Raw genomic sequence first — 25,865 nt, forward strand, 5'->3', positions numbered from 1 at the left:
AGCCTACATTGTTTTTACTAAAAAAGCATACAACATGAACATGAAGAAGATATTGATGGCTGGCGCAGTGCTGTTGGCTTTGGGAATAAAAGCGCCGGCAGTGGCACAGGAGGAAACCGCTAAAGAAGTAAAGCAGGCTGGCAAAAAAGCGGGCAAGGCCGTGAAAAAAGGTGCGCAAAAAGCAGGGGCAAAAACGGCCGAAGTTGCCTTAAAAGGGAAATCGAAAATTACTGATGCGGAACACAAAGACAAAGTTGGTCCCAACGGCGAAGTGATTTACATAGACAACCATGCCCGTACTTACTGGGTGGATAAAAACGGCCGCAGGCACTACGTGGTGGCGGCTGAACTAAAGGATAAAGTAACGCCTGAACAGTAACGTGGATGGCACCATACTTGTGCAACCGCTATAAAAAATTAGTATGAACAAAAACGATCGGCAAAACAGGCAAGGCACGGGCGGCAGCGGTAGTGCCGAAAATACCGGCAGGGAACGAGTGGAACAGCGTGCGGATGCAGGAGGAACAGGTAAAGCGCAAAACAGCGATGCAACACCTATGGGCAACCTGCGTGACACCGGTGCATTAAGCGGCCGCGACGATGCTTCGGGCGGTAGTGGCGACGGTATGGAAAATACCAGCAGCAATGAAACAACCGACCGCTTTTAAAACAAAACAGGATCAATACCTGCGGCATAGTTTTTATAACCCATTACAAAAATTTTTATCATGGAAAAGATGCGTGACCTACGGGATTTATTGATACATGAGTTAGCTGACCTCCGCTCTGCTGAGGAACAAATTATTGAAGCCATGCCCCAAATGATTGGTAAGGCACACAACCCGCAACTGCGCCAGTCGCTGGAGCAGCACCTGCAAATAACACACGGCCAACTGGCCCGTCTGGAGCAGGCACAGCGAATGCTGGGCGACCACAACGCTGATGACAACCGCTCTGGTTTACTGGCCAACTTATTTGGCAGCGGCACCCATTGCAAAGGCATGGAAGGCCTGATTGACGAAGGCCAAAAAGTAATGGGCGAAGACATGAACCCCGAGGTTATGGACGCAGCCATTATTTCCTGTGCGCAAAAAATTGAGCACTACGAAATTTGCGGCTATGGCACCGCCCGTGCATTTGCCCGCCAGCTGGGTCTTACAGAAGTAGAGCGCCTATTGGAACAAACACTTGATGAAGAACACCAGGCCGATGAACTGTTGACCTCAATGGCGCTGAATAGCGTAAACCTGATGGCCGAAACAAGTGGCGGCGCTTCTGGTAATACTTCTTACAACAAACTCTAGCATTGGAATAGAAATGAATAGAAGGGAAATGAATTAGAAGAGGAATCGAATTAGAGAACGGAAAACCAATACACCCTTAGCATTAAAAATGCTTGTACAAATAAGCCCCGCAGCAGCGGGGCTTATTTGTATCGATCAGTATTTTATAAGTGCAGCTTGCGTAGCCAAACGCATCTTTGCAAAATAAAAAGTGCCGGAAGCATCCGGCACTTTTTATTTTACTATCTATTGAGCATTAACCTTACACCTGCTCGGGTTGCTCTACATCATTGCGGAAGACCACCACGCGGTCAAATACATCTACCAATACTGGGTGAGCCCGATCGATATCGCCAGCCAGGATTTTCTTACTCAAGTTGTTGACGATCTCTTTTTGGATCAGGCGCTTAAGCGGCCGGGCACCAAACTGCGGATCAAATCCGTTTTCTGCAAGAAAGTCGACGAGATAGTTCGAAAAGTTGAGCTGCAAGCCGGTTTTCGCAACCAGTTCGCGCAGATTTTCCAATTGTATCCGGATGATGCCACGAATCTCGCTGCGCATCAACGGTTGGAACAGGATGATCTCATCCACACGGTTCAAAAACTCGGGCCGCACCGTTTCCTTCAACCGGCTCATCACTTCCACTTTGGTTTGTTCCATCACCTCGTCTTTGTTGCGATCGGTTACGTTGGAAAAATTTTCCTGGATAATATCCGAGCCCATATTCGAGGTCATGATGATGATGGTGTTTTTAAAGTTCACCACGCGGCCTTTGTTGTCGGTGAGGCGGCCATCGTCCAGCACCTGCAGCATCACGTTCCACACATCGGGGTGAGCCTTTTCAATCTCATCGAGCAGCACCACCTGGTAAGGTTTGCGGCGCACCGCTTCGGTAAGTTGCCCACCTTCATCGTAGCCCACGTATCCCGGAGGGGCGCCCACCAGCCTGGCCACCGAATGTTTTTCACCGTATTCGCTCATGTCGATGCGGGTCATCATGTGCTCGTCATCAAATAAGTAAGAGGCCAGCGCTTTTGCCAGTTCCGTTTTACCTACACCGGTAGTGCCCAGGAAGATAAACGAGCCGATGGGCTTTTTAGGATCCTGCAAACCGGCACGGCTGCGGCGTATGGCATCGGCCACGGCAGTAATCGCCTCCTCCTGCCCCACCACGCGGCGGTGCAATTCTTCTTCAAGGTGCAGCAGCTTTTCCCGTTCGCTTTGCAGCATTTTGCTAACCGGGATGCCGGTTGATTTCGCTACGCTTTCGGCAATGTCTTCTGCATCTACTTCTTCCTTCATCAGGCGACGGCTGTTCCGGCTCAGTTCGTTCAGCGATTGTTGCAAAGCCACAATAGCACTTTCCTGCTCTTTTATTTTGCCGTACCGGATCTCGGCCACGCGGCCATAATCGCCTTCCCGTTCTGCCTGTTCGGCTTGGTGCTTCAGGTTTTCAATTTCTGCTTTGGCACCCTGAATTTGTTCCACCAGGTCTTTTTCTTCCTGCCACTTCGCTTTCAGCGTGTCCCGCTCCACGGCCAGGTTGGCGATGGATGTATTGAGTTCGCGGAGTTTTTCTTCGTCGTTTTCCCGCTTGATCGCTTCGCGTTCAATTTCCAGTTGCCTGATCCGGCGTTCCAGTTCATCCAGTTCTTCCGGCATCGAGTTCATTTCAAGGCGCAGCTTTGCGGCGCTTTCGTCAATCAGGTCGATGGCCTTATCGGGCAAAAAGCGGTCGCTGATATAGCGGCTGGAAAGTTCTACCGCAGCAATGATCGCTTCGTCTTTGATCCGCACATGGTGGTGCGTTTCGTATCGGTCTTTCAGTCCACGCAAAATGGAAATCGCATCTTCCACCGAAGGTTCGTCGATCATTACTTTTTGGAAACGGCGTTCCAGCGCCTTGTCCCGCTCAAAATACTTTTGGTATTCGCTGAGCGTGGTGGCGCCAATGGCACGCAGCTCGCCACGGGCCAGGGCCGGTTTCAAAATGTTTGCGGCATCCATCGCACCTTCGCCGCCGCCGGCACCCACCAGTGTGTGTATTTCATCAATAAACAAAATGATCTCGCCATCGGAAGTAGCCACTTCTTTGATCACCCCCTTGAGGCGTTCTTCAAATTCACCCTTGTATTTGGCGCCGGCAATCAGCTGGCCCATATCAAGGGTAAAAATGGTTTTCGACTTCAGGTTCTCGGGCACATCGCCGTTGACAATGCGGATGGCCAGGCCCTCGGCAATGGCGGTTTTACCCACACCCGGCTCACCCACTAAAATAGGGTTGTTTTTGGAGCGGCGCGACAAGATGTGCAATGTTCTGCGGATCTCATCGTCGCGACCAATAACCGGGTCGAGTTTGCCCTGCCGGGCCAGCTCGTTCAGGTTTTTACCGTATTTATTGAGTGCGTTAAACTGGGTTTCCTGCGTTTGCGAGGTTACGGTGCTGCCTTTGCGCAGATCGTTGATGGCTGCGGTCAGGCCTTTCTCGGTAACACCCGAATCCTTGAGCAATTTTGCAGTGCCATCGCTGCCTTGAACCAACGCCAGTAACAAGTGTTCTGGTGTGATGAATTCATCGCCAAAGCTTTTCAGCACGGCACCTGCACGCAACACCACGTTGTTGGCATCGCGGCTGATTTGCTGCGCCGGTTCGCCGCTGGTTTTGGGCAAACGCGAAAGCTGTGCATCGAGGCCTTTATCAAGTTGCGCTATGTTGACCGCGTTTTTCTTGAGCAGGTATTCCACCGGCGAGTCTTCGGCCGACAGTAATGCCTTCAAAATGTGCTCGGTTTCTATGTTGGGGTTTAAACCATTAAAGGCAAGTTGCTGCGCCTGCTGTACCGCTTCTGCAGCTTTTATCGTAAAATTGGATAGGTTCATACAAATAAGTTTATTTGGTGTACGTTCTCTACCTATCAAATCACAATCCATTCCACCAAAACAGAAAACATGTCAGTTTTCATTAGCTCAAACCGACTGAAAGTCAGTGCATTATCATTTGGCCTGTTATTTTTTCAGACGGGCTATGCACAAGGTAAGTATGCAGCGGCCGATGCCATTGCCGCCGAGCGGGCCAAGACGTTAAAAAAAGAAGTGGCGCTGGTAGTGGCCACAAAGGATACAATCGTTTTTCAAAAAGATACCAAGTTGTTTAGCGCACAGCGCGGCCAGGCAGACCTGGGCCTGAGCAGCCAGTGGCTTACTGCTGCTGTGGTGATGGTGCTGGTAGATGAAGGCAAAATTTCGCTGGACGATAAAGTGAGCAAATACCTGCCGGTGTTTAGTTCGTACATGAAAAACTATGTCACCATCCGCCATTGCCTGGCGCATTTCACCGGCATCCAGCCGGAAAATGCGAAAGTGGGCGGCTTGTTTGCTAAAAAGAAATTCGAGAACCTTGACGAAGTAGCGGCGAGTTATGCCAAACGGGAAATTCAAAACAACGCCGGCGAAGCGTTTCGCTTCAATGGCATGGGCCCCGATATTGCCGCCCGGGTACTGGAAGTGGTGACCAAAAAAAAATTTGAAATGCTGGCGCAACAGAAATTGTTCCGCCCAATGGGCATGCGCCAAACCACATTTGCTACGCTGGATGGATCCACTATTTCGCCATCAAATGGTGCCCGCAGCACCGCCGGCGACTATGTGCGGTTTTTGCGCATGCTGCTCAACGGCGGCACGCATTATGGCCAGCGCATTTTAAGTGAAACCTCTGTGGCTGCCATGCGGCAGATCATGACCAATGCTGAAAATAACAAATACAGCCCCGATGCCGCTAAAGGTTGGGAGTACACCATGGGCGCCTGGGCCGTTGGCGAAAACGACGGCAGCAAAGCGGCAGCCTTGGCTGCGCCATCATTTGAAGGCACAACGGCCTTTGTAGATTTTTGTCGCGGTTATGCATTTGTGTACCTGCAGCAGGAGTTGTCGGATGAAGCACGGGTGCCTGCCGGCTTTCAATTGAAAAATGCGTTGGACCCACTTTTCCCGGCAAACTGTAAGTAACAACTGCATAATAAAAAAGGGCTTTGATTACTCAAAGCCCTTTTTTATTGAGATAGTTAAAGTATAAAATTGGTCAATCTTTTTTCAGGTGCCTCACTCCTTTTTCACGAACACTACCCGTGCATTGTCGGCTTTGTGCATGGCGGCATAAAACTGCGCAATGTCGGCTGACTTTTCGGGCTTGTACCGGCCGGCGTACTGTTCACGTTCCCTGCGGTACAACAGTTTATTGCCCGTGAGTTTTACTTCGCTTTTAAATAACCCGAAGTCTGTTTTCAGCGACACCGGCGCAGGCAGTGCCTCCAAAGTATAACCTTCGGGCAGCTCAATGGCCACCGAATCCACATCGCGGTAAGAAAGGTCGAAAAAGAAGTCAAACTTGCGCTCCGGCTCCGCGATGTACGGGCTACCTGCTTTGTTGAGCAGGTTGGGCAGAATGAACAATCTTTTGCCGCTTACTGTTGCATAACGGTTCACTGCCAGGTCCAGGCGCTCTACGATGTGCGGCAAGGCGCCCCGCTTTTGCTCGTAGCTAAAATTAACGACATCGTAAGTAGCCAGCCCAAGGTCTTCGTTCAGCGATTTCTTTAATTCTTCCTTGGTCGTTTGCTCCAGTACTTGCTGCTTTTCGTCCTGCTGGATGGCAGCAAATTGCGTTACCACCGTTGCCTGCAGGTTGCCGGTTTCACCATCCAGTTTACCGGTGATGGTTCTTAACTGTAAATTTTCGGCTAGGCCATACCGTGGCGTATTTACCAGGCGTCCGCCGGCTTCGTCAACCAGCAGCGCCTTGCGGTTGCCGGTGAACGATCCAAGATATCCTGCAGATTCCGTTTGGCTGGTACATTCGAGCCACAGCGAATCCCGCTGCAGCGGCACACAAAGAATAACGTGGTTCGACTGCTTCATTGGAAAATCTTCCAAAATATTCCGGGCCTCTTTGCTGTTGCCCGCACGGATGATGGCATAGTGCGATTTGATGCCTGCAGCTTTCAGCAGGCTATACATGTAATTGCTCAGGGCTTTGCAATCGCCGTAACCTTTTTGCGCCACAAATGATGCTTCAAATGGCTGCCAGCCGCCAATGCCCAGTTGAATGGAAATATACCTTGTGTTTTGCTGCAAATATTTGTAGAGCGCTTCCGCCTTTTCCCGGTCTGTTTTTAAACCGGTAGTAATGCGCACTACTTCTGCCTGGATGTTGGGCGGCAGCATATCGCGGCCTTTGTTCAATTGTGCATGAAATGCGCCTAAATCCTGCCAGCTGCTCATTACGCCATTGAATCCTTCAATTTGAAATTCGGAAGGCGCCAGGTAAACAATGGTTGCCATCTCCTGCCACAACGGTGCAGCAAAAGGTCGCACAATGGGCTTCAGGTTTTTTACCTGCCAGGTACGCACTTGCTTGCTGCCTTCTGTTGTAACTTGCGGCGCGCCGCTATAATTCACTGCTTTAAAACGCAGGTTGTAAGCTGCAGGAGTTACCACCGAAAAACGGCTATCCATCACCGATACATTCTCGGCTTCCTGTGGGTACCACGACTCTAGGTAAAAGCTATGGTTGTACTGCACTTCCACGTCGTATACAACGGTGTATGGATAAGCGGGTGCACCAAAACTATGGCGCTTCACCCGGCTGTCTTCATAAATACTGATGTTGGAAATAGCGCTGCGGTCTTCGATCTCTTTTGTTTTCAGTTTCCGCAACTCGTTGCCCGCTGCATCATACAGCCAGCCGTCGATGGATCGAACCGATTTTAGTTTATCATACGGTTCTTCCAGCGCTGCAAAGCCGGCCCCATCCCTATCCAGCACCGTGATCGCATAAGTTCTTCTTACAACAGTTTTATTGCTGCTTACCAGCTCAATGCGGATGTTTTCCATGCGCTTTACCGCATGTGCATTTTTCAGCAGTTCCAGTGGTATTTCACTCACCGGGTATTTTTTATCGGCGGCAAAAAGGCTGGCACTCACCAGCATCAATGCCATCCAAATGAATAGGCGCATAGCTCTTATTTTTTCTTTTTAAATACCAGTTGTTCCGATTGTTTGCTAACCACGCGGTTGAAGAACTCGCGGAGCATTTCGTATTCTTCCGGAACAAAAAAAGTACGTTTCATGTCCATGGTCACCCGCATGGATATGGTGCCGCCTGAGCGGGAAATCAGGTATTCAAACTGGCCGTCGCCTTCCTCGTTCATCTTCATGCGCATGCCTTTGGGCATTTCGTCCAGCTCGTAGCCGTCGGGTATTTGTATGGTGGCAAAAAATGTTTCATTGAACGTGTATGGCATCTCTACGGGGTAATTCCGCTCAGCCGACTTGAACGGGTTGTCGCCAACTTTTTCGCCCAGCAACGGATTGATGTACAAAATGTCTTCACCGTTGGTCTGCATATCCATTTGGTATTGAATGGCCAGTGGCTTTTCCAGTTCCTTCAATGAGTCGATCTGGAATGAAGTAAGCAGCGCATTGGAAGCAAATACTTTTTGCACGTCTTTTTTTACGCCGTCCATACCTTCCGACTGCACTTTGTTGCGCAACTGAAACGACTCGTAATAACCAGGCACCTGTTTTACATTGCCCTGCCATTTCCCATCCACATTGAAGATGGTGGCATGCGTTACTTTTTGTTCCATCAGCGATTCGGGCAGGAACTCAACATGCGGTGCAAACTCATTGATGGTGCGGGCCGTGCCGTTGTAACAGTCGTACATCATTTTACCAAAACCCAGCATTTTATAACTGGCATCGAGGTACACCAGGTTGGTGTCGATATACGCCTGGCACACAACGTAATTCAGTCGGTTCATCAACGGGTAAATGCTGTGTGCATAGCCATTGTCGCGGGTGCTGAGCACCACCGGATCTGCATTGAAACCAGCCGAACGAAGCATCGCTACCAGCAGCAGGTTGATTTCGGAAACAGAGCCCTTATTGTTTTTAACTGTAGTCTTAAGGCTTTGGTCAGGAATGAGCGAAGAATGATCGGTGCAGGTAAAACGGTCACGTACATACGTGTAAATGTTTTTTGCTTTTTGCACCGGGTCGTTGGCGCCGTTGATGGCAGCTTTTACATCGTCGTTAAGCCAGCCATTGTTGGCGAGGTACAGCCTGCCAAAATCTTCCCGCTCGATCAGGCTTTTGGCAGCGGCGGGCCAATCATTCATGATGCGGCGCGGCGTCAGCGGGTCGCGGTAACCGGCCAACTGGAACTCGATCTTGGCAATATGGTTGTCGAGGGTTGAAGTAAATTCTTCGCGGCGCAACACAGGCACATCTTTCATCACCCAGCGGTTGTCCGCCACGTTCGCATCGATGGTGTAGGTTTCAGTGCGTTGGGCAGCATTGGTTTCGCGGATGTAAAAACTCTGACGTCGGTTCTTTTGATCTTTTATATGAAAAGGAAAATAGCCCTGTGCCAGGAAGATGTAATCCATGAACTGCGGCAGCTCAAATTTGTATTCGCTCCACAGGCGTGGAATGCTACCCTGGAACTCCCACGGCATCAGCGTAAAATAGAAATCGGAAATAATGGTGTACTCAAACTCCACCACCGAACCTTCTTTCACCGCGGGGAAAGTAAATTTTACGCGGCTGCGGTTTTTGTCGATCTGCTCTTTAAAAATACCCGACTTTTCCAGCTTGGTTTCCACCAGCTTGCCGCCTTCGAGGTTGTAGGTTACGGCTTTCAGGTTGTCAAGCTTGGTTTCATCGTTGCCGTCCTTATACAGCGGGATGGTCACTTCGGCGTAGTCATAGCCGTTTTTGTTGAGCACATGTATGCGCTTGCGGTGCTTGAATTGCATCGACAGCCAGCCTTTATCGTTGCCTACGATCTGGGTGTTGCCTACATCAAACAGGACCACCGCAGGGGCGCTGCTGTCGATGCTGTACACTTTAACCTGTAGCTCTTCGGGGGTAATTTTGCCAAACTTTGTGTTTGGCTCGGGCACTTTTTGGCCATAGGCAAATACACTTGCCAATAGCAAAATGGGTAGAAAAATACGGATCATAACGCAGTTAGTTTGCGCCTAAATTTCCGACTTTTTCTTAAAAATCAAAATAACCTCAGCAATAATTTCTTCCCGGCAGCCCTTTTTAAAGGTAAAATGGGCTCCGATGATTAACACTTAAGCTCGGATTTAAACCCCAATTTTGCAGCGCCATGAGTGCTGCAGCAAAATATACCACCTTTATTAAAGACCTGGCCTGCAGGTATGGCTTTGAGCAATGCGGCATTGCGCGGGCCCAACAGCTCGACGAAGATGCCCGCCGGCTGGAGCGCTGGCTGCACGGCGGCATGCACGGCAGTATGCAGTACATGGAAAATTATTTCGACCTGCGCATCGACCCCACCAAACTGGTGCCGGGGGCACGTTCGGTAATTACGCTGCTCAAAAATTATTTCCCGGCACAACAGCCGCCCGCAACGGATGCCCGCATTTCGAAATATGCCTGGGGCACCGATTACCATTGGGTGATCAAAGACGCGTTGAAAAGCATGATGGCGGAAATGCAAACAGCCATCGGGCAGTTTGAAGGCCGCGGCTTTGTGGATTCGGCGCCGGTGCTGGAGCGTGCCTGGGCGCAGCGCAGCGGGCTGGGTTGGATTGGTCGTAACGGCAACCTCATTACTAAGGAAAGCGGCTCATTTTTCTTTATTGCCACGCTGATTGTGGATGTGGAGCTGGAGTATGATGACCCGTTTGCCCGTGATTATTGCGGATCCTGCCGGCGCTGTATCGACGCCTGCCCTACGGAGGCCATCGGGCCCGATAAAACGATCAACGGCAGCAAGTGCATTTCTTATTTTACCATCGAGTTGAAAGACGCCATCATACCCGATGAGCAAAAAGGCCGTTTTCAAAACTGGGCCTTCGGCTGTGATACCTGCCAGGATGTGTGCCCTTGGAACCGGTTTAGCAAACCACACCACGAACTGCAGTTTACGCCCATCCCGGAAGTGCTCAATTTTTCCACCCGCGACTGGGAAGCATTGAGTGAAGAAGCGTTTCGGAAGATATTTAAAAAAAGCCCCCTGAGCCGGGCCAAGCTCAAAGGGCTGCAACGAAATGTGCGGTTTTTGGCTGAAGGTGCCAACCAACAAGTTTAACCAGACAATCCGATTATCAATTTTACCTAAAAGCCAAAGCCTGCTTTCAGCGCCAGTCGTCTAAACTTATAATCAAAACGGTTTGTCATTGTTGGGCAATCTGGCGTGCCGCACCAAACCGGCGATGTAAAAGTTTCGCTGTAAATTTTTTCGGAAAATCCTGCGCCAAAAACCAGGAAGGTTTTGTTGCGCAATGGCGCCCGGTACTGAAGACCGGCGTCCCAGTGATAGCCTTTGTCCCTTTCCTTGTTGCCCCAAAACCAGCCTTCTTCTTTGCGGTCCCAAAAGAAATTTGGCCCACCCTCGGCATACACAAATACCGGGATGCGCCTGATTGGCAATGCCCGCGAAAGATGCAGCAAAACGGGCACACTACGTACCCTATAGCCATCAATACCAACGCCGGCACCCAATGCCCAGCCTCTGTAGCTAACGCCATGAATTGTTTGCACGCCAAATGCAGAACCCGATGAGCCCTCGTAATGAATGGCCTGGTTGATGGAAAAATAAGCGGCTCTATTTTTTGCCTGCAGGCTATCCTGCGCAGCGGCATGAAGCGATGCAAACACCAACAACAATATAAAACACTTGTGCATGGCCGTTAGTTGGTGAGTGCAATTTTAGAAAGTTGCTTTACCTCGGTGAAATTGACATAATCAAACTGGTACAGGCCGTTTTTGGTGGTAACCAGCGCCACGCCGTTTTGTGCAATCACATCGTACGTAGTACCCAGGTTCGCGATGGTTTGCAGCAGCTTCATGTTCGTTGGGTCGGAGCAATCATATACTTTCATCCCGGCATTGCCATCGCAAATAAACAACAGGTTGCCATCTTTGGACAAACCGTACGGACCGGAGAGCGGGTAGGTTTTGAGCAGCCTGGGCGATTGCACATTGGTAACATCCACCACGTCCAACTGGTTGGAGTTGCCACCGCAGGCATCGCCGCCACGTAGCGTGACATACGCATAGCGGCCATCGGTTACAACTGGATCGCAGCGCCGTGCATGGCTAAAGGTACCCAGTGGCGCAGGTGCGGCCGGGTTGGCCAGATCGAACAGGAACATGCCAGTCATGGAACCGATGAATAATTTGCCGCCAAAAGGGTAAATGGTTTCAATGTTTGCGCCTAAAATGCGATCGTCTACCTTTTGCGGATTCAGCGCACTAGCTATATCGAACGTGGAAAGGGTATTGGTAGTAACGGTGTACAGGTAATGATCTACAAGGGTGAAACGTGCCATCGATCCGCCCGTTCCGGTACCTCCGCCGGCACTGGCATTAACATTGGAAAAAATGGGCCGGCCGCTGGCATCGGCAAAGGCACAATTGGGACAATTGTTCCAAGTGTTCACCGTTTCACAATCGACGATGGTATCCTTTTTTTCATACCCCACAATTACCTGTACTTCGCTGGCATTGTTGGCATCGCGCCAGTAATTATTGCGGTCGGCAAAAACTTTGTCTTGAAATGCTACCGGCTTTGCGCTGGCCCAGTCAGATACTGGAATTACTGTCAAGTCAGCATATGAATCGGCGTATAAAACATTGTTGCGAATGGCCATATCCACGTTGCCGCCAATGCGGAGAAAGCCCATTTTTTTAGGGGCCGCCGGCACGCTGTTGTCAAACACATGAATGCCTTTGCCCACATCATTGAGCAGGAGATACTTGCCATACAGGTAAATCTTTCCCGGCTGTTCGATGTTGCGGGCGGCCTCCCATTTCATGTCGCTGCGAACGGACGCAAGGCTTTTATAAATAGGCCGGTATATGGTGTAGGTATTGCTGCATTCATCTTTCAGGCAGCCGGTGAAAGTTGTGGCAAACAGCAGCAGCATGATTGCGGTGAGCAAGCTAGTTCGTTGTGTGTGCATAAAGCAGGTTTTGTATTGTTGACACGGGGTTTGCGCAGGCCGTTGCACCTATTTTTTTAAATATGCAACGATCTAATTGGCAGTTAGTATTTGAGTTTTCTCGAATCTATTTTTATTGGATGGGGATGCAGGAATGATGCAGCAAATGCATTTTGGTACAAAAAATTCAGATGAAGATTGGGCAGCGCCGCGTAATAATTTCTATGCAGAAACTTAAAATGTAGACCTGTGCAATGCTGCGTTGCAATAACCATTTAATCCTTATCTCCTACGCAGTTGTAAGCCTACGCTGTACGCCAGCTGGCGTTGCGGTTCGCTGCCTAATTTGTTGCGGCGGTTAAGCCCGTATTGCACCTGCGGGCTACCCAACAATTGCCACCCGCCCTTTTCCATGATCTTGTATTGCACGCTGGCCACACCGGCCACATGCCAGGTATTTAACGGCGGCTTAGCAGCGTAATACAAACGGGCGGCGGTATCGTATTGAAGGCCTTTTGCGCCTACTACGTAACCCACATGCACACCAGCGGCCAGCTCCAGTGGCACACGCCGCATGGGCTGCACATAAGCCATCAGCGGTACGGAAACCTGTTCTACTTTGTTATGAAAATAGCTCTTCTTCGCACCATCGCGGTACAGGGCTTCGCTTCGCAATGCGTCGGCGTTGGCGTTGCTGGGCAGGCTTAGCCGGCTTACCGATTCGCCCACCATTTGGCGCTGCGTGAATCGCTCATATTGCAGGCCGGTACCAAACGCGAAGCCACTACCCAACGCCCGCCGCAGGGTAATGCCTGCGCTGAAATAATTGCCCCGCTCCAGCTGAAGGTTGGGGCCACGCAACGGTGCACTGCTGCCGTTTTGCGAAGGCCACGGGCTTACATTGGAAAAGTCGGCCGAGGTGGATTGCAACACCATATTGCCCCGGTTTATATTGGCAACACCGTAATGTACCGCGGCTCCCCACTGCCAGGCACCGCGGGCAGCAACAGCTTTCGCCTCCTGGCGCAGCAACGCGTTTTTTTGTATGCTGCCGTTTACAGTCAGTTCGTTTTGGTTGCGGTCCGGTTGTAATAATGGAATGGAGGCAACTACCCTGGGCTCTTCTACAGCTGCAGTGTCCGCTTTTTGCGTTGCAACAGTCGGGTCAAAAATTTGCCTGGAATAGTTTGTTGTTCTCGACGCCTTTTGCGCTTGTGCGGCTACTGTGCTTTCATTGCCTGTTCCGCTGGTAGTGTTTGTATTTTTTTGATTAAAATCTTTTGATGCTATCGAACTGTTTGCAGCGGTCTCACTGTTTTGCTGAATGGGACGGGCAGTTTGTCGCGTCGTGTTTTTATTTACTAAAACATTTTCTGATTTACCAGCAACATCCCCTGCGTTTACATTGCTGCTAATTTTATTTTCTGTTTTATCGTCGGTAATTCCAATGTTATTATTAATACCTGTCGTGGTGTTTGCAGCGGGAACTTTATCAGCGTTTATTGCAACATCATGCCCACTACCCTCCTGCAGCAACCACCAGCTACCGGCACCAATCACAACGGCCAGCGGTACCAGCCAAAAGGCAACCCTGCGCCGCCTTTGCGGACGGATATCAGCCCTTACCTTTTCCCACACGGATGCCGATGGCGTAAAGGAAAGTTCCTCCATCTTTTGCTGCACCGATTGCTCAAAGTCCTGATTGTGCATAGACATCGGTTTTAGGGTCCTTGTTTCTGATTTTGATCCATTGAATGAGCAGGGCACGGGCACGGGCATATTGCGACCGCGAAGTGCCTTCATGAATGCCCAGCATCTGCCCGATCTCCACATGCGTATAACCCTCCACCGCGTGCAGGTTAAAGATGGTTTGGTAGCCGGCGGGCAATTGCCGCAGCAAACCCGCCAGTTCCTTAGCGCCCAGCGTTACGTCCGGGTTATCGGTGCTTACCGGGTGCAGGTGCTCCGATTCAAACACCAAATCGGTTTGGTAGCGTATGTTTTTTTTCAGGTAATTGATCGCTGTAGTCACCATGATGCGCCGGATCCATCCGCCCAGTTCACCATCGCCGCGAAACTGTTTGAGGTTGCGAAATACTTTTACAAAACCTTCCTGTAACACATCTTCCGCATCGGCCATCGACTTGGTATAGCGGTAGCAAACCCCCAGCATGGGCGCAGCAAAGCGCTCATACAGCCCCTTTTGGGCATCGGGCCGCCCGGCAAGGCAAAGTTGCACCAGCTTTTGATCGTCCATGTTTGGGTTTGGTTATAGTGCTGACAATAGCCGGAGGATTACCGTTGCAAGCGGCAACAAATATTTTTTCCGGCCGGATTGGGCTTCTTTTTTGCCCGCCGCAAAATAGCCGCCGATGGCTTGCACGGTGCCCGCAAAATGGATGATTGGCGTAAATGCTTTTTGAAAAAAATAGAAACTCAACGCAGGTCTTCGGTTGACACTTTTTTGATGTTGTTCAATCCCATTTCCATCATCTGGCCATAAGTGCCTTCATAAAACAAGGAACTGAATTTGTGCCACGGCAGGTAAGAAAGTCGGAAGTCCATATACCATTGCAACGTCAGCGAATCTTGGGCGCCAAAGCGGTGTACCTCCCAGGAGTTGCGCACCGGGTAGGGTCCGCGGCCAGTGATGTCGAACGCCACGAGTGTATCGGTATCGGTCACTTTGGTCAGTTGCTGGTTCGGTGCACTATCCGCCGTAAATGCAGGATGCCACCGCTTCCACTCCGCCTGTTTGCGCACCAGGTTCAACACCGTGCTATCGGTAGGTGCCAGGTTGATGGCTTTGGAAATGCGCACCCTTGAAGGTACCAGTAGCGACATCAGAAACAGCAACCCAAAAAAGAACACAAATGAAATAACGGCCAGTTTTATAATGCGCATAACAGGGTAAAACGGTTTTGGATAAATGAGGCTACTCCCAGCGAAACACTTTAACCGCCACGGCATACGCCACCACGCCCCAGCCCGCCAGCACAGCCAGTTGCAGGCCGCAATCGGTAAGGTGTGCACCTTCAAATGCAATGCGGCGCATGGCATCGTTGAAATGCGTTAGCGGCAGCGACATAGAAATGGGTTGCAGCCATTTTGGAAAAACATCAATGGAGAAAAAAGTACCGGCCAGCAAAAACTGCGGCAGCGTAACGATGTTGGCCAAGGGTGGAATTAAGTTCTCGGATTTTGCCAGGCTGCTGACAATGAACCCAAAAGCCATAAACACCAGCAGCGCCAGAAAGCACAACACCATAATTTCCAAAAAGGTAATCCACCCATTTATCAATGTAAAATTAAAAGCGAAGTAGCCAATGCCGATGATGATGATGGCTGTTGTCATTTGAAAAATAACCCGCGCCAAACCTTCGCCCAAGACGATATAAGTGCGGCGGATGGGTGTAGCGTAAAAACGCTTGAGCACCAGTTGCTGGCGCAGGCTGTAAAACAAAAACGCCACGCCAAACACGCCGGCACTGAGCAGCGAAAAACCCAACTGACCGGGCAGGATAAAATCGATGGTTCGGTATTCGCGAACAGTATCTATCTGCGTATGGAGCTGGGCATATGTCGGCCGGTTGGCAAAACGGGCCCTGTCGATTTTTGAAAGCGTATTTTCCAGGAAAGGTAAAAACGTGGCAGTCTTATCGCCGCTGGCTGTGGTGCTCCTGAACTGCACGTTGTAAGGATGGCTGCTGTCGCCGCTGCGCTGCACATCCACAATGCCGGTAATGCGTCCTTTTACCAGGTCCGATTGCAGTTCTGCAGTGTCGGCATATTTAGCAAAGCGAATGGACTTGGAAGCCCGCAAAGCTGCCACCACTTCGTTGGCTGTGTCGCTCTGGGGACTTAAGTAAATGCGATATGTAGGGCCACCGCCGCCGCCGATAAAGCCAAAAACCAGGATGAGCACCAGCGGAAAAAAAATGCTGAAACCCACCGATGACGGGCTGCGGAAAATAGCCCGCATGCTGGCCCGGGTTATGGCCAGCATGGCGCACCACTGGCTATATTGTTGTGACATCAAGTGTAATTGCGGAGCAAAGGAAACGAATATCGAACAGACGAACAAAGATGGAATACCGGACAGAGGGCTGTGCTAATGCTCGAAGGAATGATGGATTATTAATTATGAATTATTGATTATTGAGTTTTCTTATTACTCATGATTGAATTTTTTAATAAACAATAACCCATGCAATAAAAAAGTGGGCAGAGCCCACTCCTGTTTGTAGCAAAATTTATCGAGCAATGTTTTTGGGCGTAGCCCAAACCTTAGATTGATAACAACTACCTTATTTAGACTGCGCCCATCAAAACGACGACTATTCAATGCTATTTAATTCTTATCTCCAAACCAAATTGCCTCCGCCCAATAATCAATAATTCATCATCAATAATTCTAAATTCCTACGCTTATCGTGTTACAAAAGTAAACGGCAGCCTTGTCTGCGGCACATCGCACATCTGGCGGATGGAAATCATTTGCTGCAGCACAGAAAAGTTTTCCGCACCAATCTGTTCGCGGATGCGGGCCACGGGTTCTGTCCCGGTTTCTTTTTTCAACAATTGATTGAGCCAGTTTTCCTGTTCGGGATATTCGCGCAGGCGGTAGTTGGTTGTTTTGGCCAGCCGCGCTGCACAGTCAATGGCATCCTGCAGGTTGCCCATGCGGTCAACAAGGCCCAGGCGCAATGCATCGGCGCCGCTCCACACACGGCCTTGCGCAATGCTGTCGATATAAGCCAGGTCTTTTTTGCGGCCTTTAGCTACACGGTCTTTAAACTGCGCATAAATACGGTCCACGCTGGACTGAAACATTTTTTGCTCCATTTCCGTCAGCGGCCGCACCACGCTGCCACCACCTGCATGATTAGCTGTTTTTACACCATCGAAGGTTACGCCCAGCTTGCTTTTAAAAAACCCTTCCATATTGGGCACCAGCGTAAAGACGCCAATGGAACCCGTGATGGTATTGGGGTGGGCAAAAATCGAATCGGCGCCGCAGCCTATATAATAGCCGCCCGAAGCAGCCACATCGCCAAAGCTCACCACTACAGGTTTGCGGCCTTTTGTAAGCGACAGTTCGCGCCAAATTTTTTCGCTGGCCAATGCACTGCCGCCACCGGAGTTTACACGCAGCACAATTGCCTTTACCGAACGATCCATACGCAATCGGCGCAACAGTCCCTGGAATTTATCGCCGCCAATATCGCCATCACTGCCTTCGCTATCTACAATATTGCCCGATGCAAATACCACGGCAATGCGGTCTTTACCCGAACGTTTGTAATCGGCGGCCTCCGCATAAGTGTTGATGGAAAGAAAATTGATCTTGTCGTTTTCGCCCAGTTTCAAATTGCTTTTCCAAAGTGCCTTTATTTCGTCGTCGTATTTCAGGCCATCGATCAAACCGGCAGCAACAGCATCTTCAGGCTTTTGAATGGCCGCCGTTTGCGCCAGCTGGTGCAGTTTGGCCGTATCTATTTTGCGGTCTTTTGCCGTGGCATTTAAAAAAAACTGGTACAAGTCGCCCAGCCATTCCACCGTTTGTTCGCGGTTCTCTGGCGTCATTTGCGTAGTGCGGAACGGCTCGGTGGCGCTTTTAAATTTACCAGCATAAAAAATCTGCGGCTGAATTTCCAGGCGGTCGAGCATGTTTTTAAAAAAAACCAGGTCCACGTTATACCCCGACCAATCCATTTGTCCAACAGGATTCAGGAAAATTTTGTTGGCCGTGCTGGCCACAAAATAGGCACCCTGCGACATCACATCGCCATAGGCAATAATGGGTTTGCCCGATGTTTTGAATTGCAGCAGCGCCTGGCGCAATTCGTTGCTCGATGCAAACGAATTGGCATTGCCATCGGCTTTGATGTAAACACCGGAAATTTTTTTATCGTTGCGTGCCGACTCCAGCAGCCGCACCACGTCGTACAAACCGGGCAGCGAAGGTTTATCGGAAGCCAGCGCCGTAATGGGATCGCCAGGTTGTTTTTGTTCGGGAAATGCTTCGCCGAGATCAAGCACCAGTACCGATTTTTCTGCAACCTCCGGTTTGGCCTTCGAAGCCATGGAACCTGCCACACCAAAAAGTATAAACACTGCCAGGAAACCGAACACGATCAGTGCCAACAAGGAAGCGAAAAATATTTTGAAAAACTGGGTCATGCGGCAAATTAAGGTATGTGCGCAAATTTCTAAAGATATTTGCCGGCCACAAAGGCTGTTTGATGAACAAAGTGTATCTGCTTACAGGCGGAAATTTGGGCCACCCACAGGCCGTGCTGCAGGCGGCAAAAGAGGCCATTGCCCGGCAATGCGGTCCTGTCGTTGCCGCATCGTCGGTGTACCGCACCGCTGCCTGGGGCAAAGAGGACCAGCCCGATTTTTTGAACCAGGTGCTGCTGGTGCATACAGCGCTGGATTCGTTTAGCCTGTTGCAAACCGTGCAGCAAATAGAACTGCAGGCGGGCCGGCAACGCGTGGAAAAATACGGGCCGCGCCTGTTGGATATCGACATTTTGCTGTTCAACAATGACATCATTGATACACCGCGTTTGCAGTTGCCGCATCAGCAAATGGCCAACCGGCGCTTTGTGCTGGTGCCGCTTGCCGAGATTGCGCCGCAAGTAGTGCACCCGGTAACGGGCCAAACTATTTTGCAACTTTTAAAGCAATGTCCCGATACACTGGCCGTGCATAAATTGTAGTGAGCTCAATTAAAACAGGGCAAAGATTTCGCTTAGTTTTGCGGCCGTTGAACAGCCACTGCAGATGAAGTATAACTTTATTACAATTGAGGGAAATATAGGTGCGGGAAAAACGACGTTGGCTAATTTATTGGCCAAGCATTTTGATGCACGGCTCATTCTGGAACAGTTTGCGGACAATCCTTTTCTGCCGAAATTTTACGAGGATCCCAAACAATATGCTTTCCCGCTGGAGCTATTTTTTATGGCTGAACGTTTTAAGCAGTTGAAGGAAATGCTGCAGCAAAAAGAATTGTTTCAGCAAGTTACCATTTCCGATTACTTGTTTACCAAAAGCCTCTTGTTTGCAAAGGTTACACTACCCGAAGATGAATTTCGTTTGTACCAGCGCCTGTTCGACATCATCATCCAGCAGTTGGTGCAACCGGAGATCCTGATTTTTTTACATGCACCAGTAACAAAACTGCAGGAGAATATTAAAAAAAGAGCAAGGCCTTACGAACAAAATATTCCAGACGAATACCTGTCGAATATCCAGCAAACCTATACGCATTATATCCGGCAGCATGGCATCAAAACAATCATTGTGGATGCATCCAATGCTGATTTTATCAACAACCCGGCACACCTGCAAACCATCATTGATGCACTGGATGCAGAGTACACCGAAGGGCAACATTTTTTACAACTGCCATGATCGTATATTAAATCGAAATTCATTTTTTATATACAAGCAATAAAAAAGGAGCAGTGAATACTGCTCCTTTTTTATTAAATATAATCAGCTTATAGTTTGCCATACACCGTAAGGCCATGCGACAAATGGTAGCCCGATGTTTCGGTTACAGCTACCCTGTATTGCGATTGCAGCCCCAATGAAAATTCGTCGGAAATGCGAAACCGCAGGCCCACACCCAACGGCATCATAGCGCCGTAATAACCATCGGCTACTGTGGCACCAATGCCAGCGGAAACGTAGGGAATCAATCGAAATGTTTCGGGCAGCATTTTGGCTTGGACCGATGCATCGGCTGTGAGGAAACCAATGTTTTTTGTTTGATCAGGCTTATTGCGCAGCACTACAGAACCCGAGGTAAAACCAACGGTGACACCCAGGTCAAGCTTGGGCAGCAAACCCTGCGCATAAGTTACCGCAAGGCCTGCATTCATATTCCGCAATTTGGCCGTCTGGCTATTGTTGATAGCCGATTCGATGGACGAATTGCGGATGTTGCGGGCAGTAATAAAGTCGTTGAAAATAACGGAGATACCAAGCGAGGCGGGACGCAGTTCACTGTTTTGGGTTCCTTCGCTATCCTGTGCCACCACAGGGCTGGCGAAGAAAAGCAACAGGCACAGGGCCAGGTGCATACGGTTCATAAGTGGTTGGTTTTAATTTAGGCAAATAAAACCAATTACCGCATATCAGCCAATAGTGGCCGATTATTCTCCCAATTTAGGTTTCTTTTTTCCAAGCACTTCCACTTTTACACGGGTAAGGCCGGAATTGGTGTAGCCCAGCGTTTTTGCTGCGGCTTTGCTCAGGTCCACAATGCGGTTCATTTTGGGGTGCAACCGATCGTTGGTGCGTACCAAAACAGATTTGTTATTTCTTAAATTAGTGACCCGAATCCAGGTATTGAGGGGCAACACATTGCAAGCCGCCGTTAAATTATCGGGGTCGTACGTATCGCCGTTTGCTGTTTTACGGCCGGTAAATTTATCTGCGTAATAAGAGGCAGTACCATAATACGTTTTTATTTCCGCAACGGGCTCATCGGGTTCCTGCGCATTGAGTTCTGTAAACAGGATCATCAATGACAGGAAAAAGAGTCTTAAAAATTGCTTCATACGAATGGGTTAATTGCATGGAACAAATCCCTTCAGTGTCTAATGCCGCTCTGTGTAACATCTGTTTCAACAGCAACCCGGTTAATTGCCGCAAAAACCATCATCGTTGAATGTTTGCGAAAGTAAAACCTATAGCGGGAACGGCAAACCATATATCGTTAAAACCTATCATACCTGACGATAATCAGCGCATTTCAGCCTTTGGGCAAAGTAAATTTTAACCGGCCAAAACTAAAAGGTAGGTTTACCCCGGAAATTTACGTGTGCCCTTGATGGGTGAAATAGAAGGTTTTTAACCTTAACAAAAAGGAATTGGTTACCTCATTAACCACCTGCAGGCATATCCGAACTTTTGCAGGCAAAAATCTGCTTATGTTGCACTATATCTTATGCACCATGCGGGTGAACAGGCGGTTAATATGCGCAGCCTGTTCAGCAATAACCACACCATTATTCATTTTTAGCCAGGAGCAAACCCTAAAAGTTATTAACAAACCTGCACAACACAAACACCTTGTTCGAGCCGATAGCATGCAAAAAATGGTTGCGTTGGATAGGTTTGTGCCTGGCATCATCATCGAATTACAATATGCCACCGCAAAAAACTTTACAGGTGTGCAACTCTATCCGCCAGCGAAAACAACATTTGTACGGCTGCCGGTGGCAAGGGCACTTGCTGCAGTGCAGCAACAATTAGCAACAATGGGTTTGGGGTTAAAAGTGTGGGATGCATACCGGCCGCACAGCACCACGAAGGAAATGTGGGATTTAATCAAAGATGAACGTTATGTGGCCAATCCTGCAAAAGGCTCGGGCCATAACCGCGGCATTGCTGTTGATGTTACACTGATCGATTTGCGCAGCGGTGAAGAGCTGGATATGGGCACGCCATTCGATCATTTTACCGAAGCTGCCCACCATAATTATAAAGGCCTGACCGCTGCGCAACAAGAAGCAAGGGCGTTGCTCAAAAATGTAATGGAGCAAAACGGCTTTCGGGCACTTGCTACTGAGTGGTGGCATTACAGCTGGCCCGATGGAGCAAAATACGATGTGCTTGATCTAAGCTTTCACCAGCTAGCCAAGTTAGCTAATTGATATTTGGCTGTTTTCTCATCCCCGGTGATATCGCCGCTGCTGCGTACCTGCAATTGAATGCTGGTGATCCATTCGGCACAGCCTTTTTGATAGAGGTGTTCCTGCACATCGCTAATTACCTGCATTACTGCATCATGTGTGCCTTCCAACACTGTTGCAAATGCACCTACTTCAAACCGCACACCCGATGCTTCGATAATAGCAATGGCCTCATCTACCCACAGGTATGGATGCCGGTCCTGCGCCAACGGAACAATTTGAATGGAAGCATTGACGATGTATGAATGCATAGTTTAGGTTTAAGTCAAAAGGCAAAAGTAAAAAAGGGAGTTTTGATTTGAATAATTGCGTTTGGGAAATTGAAGTCTAATGGGCTGCTAAATAAGTTTTCAAACGTTGTGATTTACTACATTAAAATTGCAACACAAAAGTTCGACAACGCTGTAGTAAAAGCAAAATGTGCACGTTCATTCAAAAGACAAAACTGAGACAGTAAAAGCCTCTTGATTTAAGACAGCGGAACAGAATTCTGCCTCGCCCATTTTGCCTTTTTACTTTTGCCTTTTGCCTTATTCCGCACTATCCATTCACTGCCCTCGGTATCTTTCCTTCGAGCAACATCAGGTCGGCCAACGACATGGCAGCAACTGCTTCCAGTACCGGTGGCACCCGCAATGCGATGCACAGATCGTGTCGGCCTTTGATGGAAAATTTCTCCACCTGTCCTGTTTCCCAATTCAAAGATTCCTGTTCTTTGGGTGTCGATGATGTTGGTTTGATCGCTACGCGAAATACCAGGTCGTTTCCATTGGTGATGCCACCTACCACGCCGCCAGCATTGTTGCTGCCGGTGCGCCCTTCTCCATCTAGCAATGCATCGTTATGGGCTACGCCAAACATCTTTGCTGCCAGAAATCCTGCACCAAACTCCACGCCTTTTACCGCGGGAATAGAAAATGCAGCATGTGCCATCACCGATTCAACCGAATCAAAAAACGGTTCGCCCAAACCAATGGGCAGGCCTTTTACTACGCATTCGACAATTCCCCCTACAGAGTCTTTTGCATCAATGGCTTTTTGCAAACCTTTTTCCAAATCCTGCTCTCCTCCTATTTCCAGAATCTGTGCAGCCACTTCTATTGAGCCCAACACACGTTTTGCCACAACACCGGCTGCAACCAGGCACACTGTAAGCCGCCCACTGAAATGCCCGCCGCCACGAAAATCTTCATGGCCACCAAACTTTTTCGACGCCACAAAATCGGCATGGCCGGGACGCGGAAATGCCCGTTGCTTTTCGTAATCGCCGGAGCGGGTGTTGTTGTTTTGAAATAAAATGGTGATCGGTGCACCGGTTGTTTTGCCGCGAAATACACCGCTTTGAAAAATCGGCTCGTCGGTTTCCTGGCGGGGCGTGGTGCCTTTTTGCGTACCGCCCTTGCGCCGCTCAATATCGGTAGTAAAATGTTCGGGCAACAGCTCAATGCCTGCAGGACAGCCATCAATAATAACGCCCACTGCAGGGCCGTGCGATTCGCCAAAAATGCTGACCTGGAACAAACGGCCAAATGAATTCATGGTTGATATTTTGAGCCACGATGCTTATTGATTGATTAATCAATAAACATCGTGGCATTGTGCCTAATTTTTTGTTTCCACCAATGCACCCAATTGTTGCATGTGGCTCCAGAAATGCGGGTAAGATTTATTCACTGCTTCAGCACCGGTTACCGTCATAGTGCCGTTGCATTTAAGTGCAGCCACTGCCGCGGCCATGGCAATACGGTGATCGTTATGCGAAGAAACTTCGGTGCCTGTTACGCCGGTTCCGCCAGCCACCAGCATCAGGTCGTCTTGCAACGTGATGGTGATGCCCATTTTACCAAATTCTTCCTGCAGCGTCAGTGCACGGTTGCTTTCTTTGTGCGTCAACCGGCTCGTGCCTTGTATCACTGTGGTGCCGTCGCAATAAGCAGCAAGCGCTACCAATGGCGGAAACAGATCGGGGCAGTCTGTTGCGTCAAACTGAAATGCTTTTAGCTTCGATGCCTTTAGTACAATCTGATCTTCCTGCACGCTCATGATGGCGCCCGCTTGCATCAGTGCCTGCATCACAGCTTTATCGGCCTGCGCCGATTGCAGGTCCAAGCCTTTAACAACGAGGTTTCCGGCAACAGCGCCGCTCACCAAAAGGAAAGCTGCACCGCTCCAATCACCTTCAACGGTGTAGTGTACCGGCTCGGCATTATGCTGCACATTTGAGGCAAAATAAAAAGCTTCGTAGTTCTTGTTTTGGGGTACGGGTAAACCAAATGCCTCCAATACTTTCAGTGTCAGGTCAACATACGGACGGCTATTCAAACCGGTCACATGGATCGTGACACCCGATGCGCCAGCCGCAGCATAAGCAAACAACAAACCCGTGAGGTATTGCGATGACAGTGAACCATCAACGGTAATGTCGCGGGGCTGTAGTGGACCCTTGATATTTAACGGTAAATGACCGCCATTACTCTTACAGGTAACATCCAGTTGCGGCAGCACTTCGTCAAAAAAGTGCATGGGACGTTTTGCCAAACTGCCGGAGCCCACCACCTGGATGGCGCTGCTCGCCAATGCAGCAATGGAAGTAAACATGCGAATGGAGAGCCCACTTTCGTGGCAATCAATTTTATCAGAAACGGGCTGTACACCGCCACTGCTGATTTCGATGATTTCATCTTGTTGCCGCACGGTAGTACCCAGTTGCTGGATGATGTCTAATGCTGCCTTATCGTCGTTCGATACACCGGGGTTGTGCAAATGGGAAACACCTTTACGAACCAATGCTGCGGCGCAAGCCCGTTGCATGGCACTTTTGGATGCGGGTGCTGTAATGGTTCCGGCTACGGATCCAGGTTGAATAGTTGCGATCATCAGAGGTAATTGTAAATAGTATTGAGCTCGATCTTTTGTATCACTGCCTTGCCCAGCTTTTCCAACAACACAAAATTCATATCAGCACCTTCCTTTTTTTTATCGCTGGTGAGCAAAGAAAAAGTTTGTTCGCGGTCGTAATCGAGGTGAGTGGGCAAGCCGTATTGTGCAATCAGTCGTTGCAGTCGTTCAGCACCTTTAAAGCCGATGCGCTGTTCGGAGAGTTTTGCTGCAAACACCATCCCGATTGACACGGCATGGCCATGCGGCAAACCATACGGCGTTTCAATCGCATGGGCCAGCGTGTGGCCAAAATTGAGCAGGCGCCGGATATTTTTTTCAAACTCGTCTTCCTGCACTACACTGCATTTCAGCAGCGCATTTCGCCGAATGAGCTTTTCCAGTCCGTCTTTGTCTTTCTGGTAAAATTTCAGGTCTGCTTTTTCCAGTTGCCGAAACATCGAAAGGTCGCGGATGGCCGCATGTTTGATGATCTCGGCAAACCCGTTGCGCCACTCACCATCCGGCAAGGTTTTTAATAGCGATGCATCGTACAACAAAAAGTTTGGCTGGTTGATGCAGCCCACCATGTTTTTATATGCGCCTACATCAATGCCATTTTTTCCACCTATTGATGCATCCACCATTGCCAATATTGACGTGGGCACAAAACCAAACGCAATGCCCCGCATGAACACCGAACCAATGTAACCCGTGAGATCTGTGATAACGCCGCCACCGATGCCCACCAGCACGGTTTGCCGGTTGGCTTTCATGTCAATGAGCTGGTTGATGACGTGATCGACAGAAGCCTGCACTTTATGCTGCTCCCCTGCTTTGATGACAATGGTTTGCCAGCCGCCAAACTTTTTGCTGTGCAGTTGAAACAAGTGCTCGTCAGTAATGAGCACAGTATTTTTTTTCGGAACCAGGTCTTTTAACTGGCTAAACGAACCACCGAAATGGAGCGAAACTTTTTGCCGGCTGAACTGAATCTTTTTTTCGGTCATGCGTT

24 protein-coding genes are annotated in these 25,865 nt (G+C 49.4%); 8 read left to right on the forward strand and 16 right to left on the reverse strand.

The genetic code is table 11. The features are described from left to right. Window positions 1-40: 40 nt before the first annotated feature. Genes EPD17_RS13850 through EPD17_RS13860 form a run of 3 tightly spaced genes read left to right on the forward strand, consistent with a single transcriptional unit; the run spans window position 41 to window position 1,304 of the window. Window positions 41-379 (forward strand): hypothetical protein, encoded by a 339-nt coding sequence (locus EPD17_RS13850; protein ID WP_132055114.1) that lies wholly within the window; start codon window positions 41-43, stop codon window positions 377-379. Between the two features lie 43 nt (window positions 380-422). Then, the gene (locus EPD17_RS13855; protein ID WP_132055116.1) at window positions 423-668 is read left to right on the forward strand and encodes a hypothetical protein; all 246 of its coding nucleotides are present in this window, start codon (window positions 423-425) and stop codon (window positions 666-668) included. A gap of 60 nt (window positions 669-728) precedes the next feature. After that, a complete protein-coding gene (locus EPD17_RS13860; protein ID WP_114233740.1) occupies window positions 729-1,304 on the forward strand; it encodes a YciE/YciF ferroxidase family protein in 576 nt (191 codons plus the stop codon). Between the two features lie 241 nt (window positions 1,305-1,545). Here EPD17_RS13860 and clpB read toward each other — a convergent pair whose 3' ends face one another. After that, a complete protein-coding gene (clpB, locus tag EPD17_RS13865) occupies window positions 1,546-4,164 on the reverse strand; it encodes an ATP-dependent chaperone ClpB (RefSeq protein ID WP_132055118.1) in 2,619 nt (872 codons plus the stop codon). Between the two features lie 69 nt (window positions 4,165-4,233). Here clpB and EPD17_RS13870 point away from each other — a divergent pair, with 69 nt between their 5' ends. Continuing rightward, entirely contained in the window at window positions 4,234-5,289 is a 1,056-nt protein-coding gene (locus EPD17_RS13870) for a serine hydrolase domain-containing protein (protein ID WP_132055120.1), read from the forward strand. Window positions 5,290-5,382: 93 nt separating this feature from the next. Here the strand turns inward: EPD17_RS13870 and EPD17_RS13875 are convergent, their stop codons facing one another. Continuing rightward, window positions 5,383-7,296: a DUF3857 domain-containing transglutaminase family protein gene (locus EPD17_RS13875; RefSeq protein WP_132055122.1), complete on the reverse strand. Its 1,914-nt coding sequence runs from the start codon at window positions 7,294-7,296 to the stop codon at window positions 5,383-5,385. A gap of 5 nt (window positions 7,297-7,301) precedes the next feature. After that, window positions 7,302-9,305 (reverse strand): transglutaminase domain-containing protein, encoded by a 2,004-nt coding sequence (locus EPD17_RS13880; protein ID WP_132055124.1) that lies wholly within the window; start codon window positions 9,303-9,305, stop codon window positions 7,302-7,304. Window positions 9,306-9,457: 152 nt separating this feature from the next. Here EPD17_RS13880 and queG point away from each other — a divergent pair, with 152 nt between their 5' ends. Beyond that, on the forward strand, window positions 9,458-10,405 hold the full coding sequence (queG, locus tag EPD17_RS13885) for a tRNA epoxyqueuosine(34) reductase QueG (protein WP_132055126.1): 948 nt from the start codon (window positions 9,458-9,460) through the stop codon (window positions 10,403-10,405). A gap of 26 nt (window positions 10,406-10,431) precedes the next feature. On the opposite strand, the gene EPD17_RS13890 is transcribed toward queG, so the two are convergent. The 7 genes from EPD17_RS13890 to sppA all read right to left on the reverse strand — a co-directional run bounded on the left by EPD17_RS13890 (window position 10,432) and on the right by sppA (window position 18,443). Next, a complete protein-coding gene (locus EPD17_RS13890) occupies window positions 10,432-11,001 on the reverse strand; it encodes a hypothetical protein (protein ID WP_132055128.1) in 570 nt (189 codons plus the stop codon). Between the two features lie 5 nt (window positions 11,002-11,006). Then, window positions 11,007-12,281 (reverse strand): LVIVD repeat-containing protein, encoded by a 1,275-nt coding sequence (locus EPD17_RS13895; protein ID WP_132055130.1) that lies wholly within the window; start codon window positions 12,279-12,281, stop codon window positions 11,007-11,009. Between the two features lie 261 nt (window positions 12,282-12,542). After that, the gene (locus tag EPD17_RS13900) at window positions 12,543-13,970 is read right to left on the reverse strand and encodes a hypothetical protein (RefSeq protein WP_132055132.1); all 1,428 of its coding nucleotides are present in this window, start codon (window positions 13,968-13,970) and stop codon (window positions 12,543-12,545) included. Beyond that, complete coding sequence (locus tag EPD17_RS13905; RefSeq protein ID WP_114233731.1) at window positions 13,951-14,517, reverse strand: RNA polymerase sigma factor; 567 nt, start codon at window positions 14,515-14,517, stop codon at window positions 13,951-13,953. The genes EPD17_RS13900 and EPD17_RS13905 overlap by 20 nt, the downstream gene beginning before the upstream one ends. 179 nt (window positions 14,518-14,696) lie before the next feature. Next, window positions 14,697-15,164, reverse strand: a complete 468-nt coding sequence (locus EPD17_RS13910) for a hypothetical protein (RefSeq protein ID WP_132055134.1) — start codon at window positions 15,162-15,164, stop codon at window positions 14,697-14,699. Window positions 15,165-15,195: 31 nt separating this feature from the next. Continuing rightward, the gene (locus EPD17_RS13915; protein WP_132055136.1) at window positions 15,196-16,296 is read right to left on the reverse strand and encodes an ABC transporter permease; all 1,101 of its coding nucleotides are present in this window, start codon (window positions 16,294-16,296) and stop codon (window positions 15,196-15,198) included. 392 nt (window positions 16,297-16,688) lie between these two features. Further along, window positions 16,689-18,443, reverse strand: a complete 1,755-nt coding sequence (sppA, locus tag EPD17_RS13920; protein WP_132055138.1) for a signal peptide peptidase SppA — start codon at window positions 18,441-18,443, stop codon at window positions 16,689-16,691. A 17-nt stretch (window positions 18,444-18,460) separates the two neighbouring features. Here sppA and folK point away from each other — a divergent pair, with 17 nt between their 5' ends. Both folK and EPD17_RS13930 read left to right on the forward strand, forming a co-directional pair. After that, window positions 18,461-18,985, forward strand: a complete 525-nt coding sequence (folK, locus tag EPD17_RS13925; RefSeq protein WP_240040626.1) for a 2-amino-4-hydroxy-6-hydroxymethyldihydropteridine diphosphokinase — start codon at window positions 18,461-18,463, stop codon at window positions 18,983-18,985. A 64-nt stretch (window positions 18,986-19,049) separates the two neighbouring features. After that, on the forward strand, window positions 19,050-19,682 hold the full coding sequence (locus EPD17_RS13930) for a deoxynucleoside kinase (RefSeq protein WP_114233726.1): 633 nt from the start codon (window positions 19,050-19,052) through the stop codon (window positions 19,680-19,682). 89 nt (window positions 19,683-19,771) lie between these two features. Here EPD17_RS13930 and EPD17_RS13935 read toward each other — a convergent pair whose 3' ends face one another. Both EPD17_RS13935 and EPD17_RS13940 read right to left on the reverse strand, forming a co-directional pair. Next, window positions 19,772-20,365 carry a hypothetical protein gene (locus tag EPD17_RS13935; protein ID WP_114233725.1) on the reverse strand — a complete coding sequence of 198 codons (594 nt, stop codon included), beginning with the start codon at window positions 20,363-20,365 and terminating at the stop codon, window positions 19,772-19,774. Window positions 20,366-20,428: 63 nt separating this feature from the next. Next, window positions 20,429-20,836, reverse strand: coding sequence for a septal ring lytic transglycosylase RlpA family protein (locus EPD17_RS13940; protein WP_114233724.1), 408 nt, complete (start codon window positions 20,834-20,836; stop codon window positions 20,429-20,431). Between the two features lie 549 nt (window positions 20,837-21,385). Between EPD17_RS13940 and EPD17_RS13945 the strand changes: the two genes are divergently transcribed. Next, window positions 21,386-21,934 (forward strand): M15 family metallopeptidase, encoded by a 549-nt coding sequence (locus EPD17_RS13945; RefSeq protein WP_165929617.1) that lies wholly within the window; start codon window positions 21,386-21,388, stop codon window positions 21,932-21,934. On the opposite strand, the gene EPD17_RS13950 is transcribed toward EPD17_RS13945, so the two are convergent. The 4 genes from EPD17_RS13950 to aroB all read right to left on the reverse strand — a co-directional run bounded on the left by EPD17_RS13950 (window position 21,907) and on the right by aroB (window position 25,860). Continuing rightward, on the reverse strand, window positions 21,907-22,224 hold the full coding sequence (locus EPD17_RS13950) for a thiamine-binding protein (RefSeq protein WP_132055144.1): 318 nt from the start codon (window positions 22,222-22,224) through the stop codon (window positions 21,907-21,909). The two genes, EPD17_RS13945 and EPD17_RS13950, sit on opposite strands and share 28 nt — an antisense overlap. A gap of 289 nt (window positions 22,225-22,513) precedes the next feature. Further along, window positions 22,514-23,512 (reverse strand): chorismate synthase, encoded by a 999-nt coding sequence (locus EPD17_RS13955; protein ID WP_132055146.1) that lies wholly within the window; start codon window positions 23,510-23,512, stop codon window positions 22,514-22,516. Window positions 23,513-23,575: 63 nt separating this feature from the next. After that, window positions 23,576-24,850 carry a 3-phosphoshikimate 1-carboxyvinyltransferase gene (gene aroA, locus EPD17_RS13960; protein WP_132055148.1) on the reverse strand — a complete coding sequence of 425 codons (1,275 nt, stop codon included), beginning with the start codon at window positions 24,848-24,850 and terminating at the stop codon, window positions 23,576-23,578. Then, window positions 24,850-25,860, reverse strand: coding sequence for a 3-dehydroquinate synthase (gene aroB, locus EPD17_RS13965; RefSeq protein ID WP_132055158.1), 1,011 nt, complete (start codon window positions 25,858-25,860; stop codon window positions 24,850-24,852). Before aroB ends, aroA begins: the two co-directional genes overlap by 1 nt. Window positions 25,861-25,865: the final 5 nt, after the last annotated feature.

Source organism: Pseudocnuella soli, assembly GCF_004347775.1.
In the GTDB taxonomy this organism is placed as follows: domain Bacteria; phylum Bacteroidota; class Bacteroidia; order Chitinophagales; family Chitinophagaceae; genus Flavisolibacter; species Flavisolibacter aquaticus.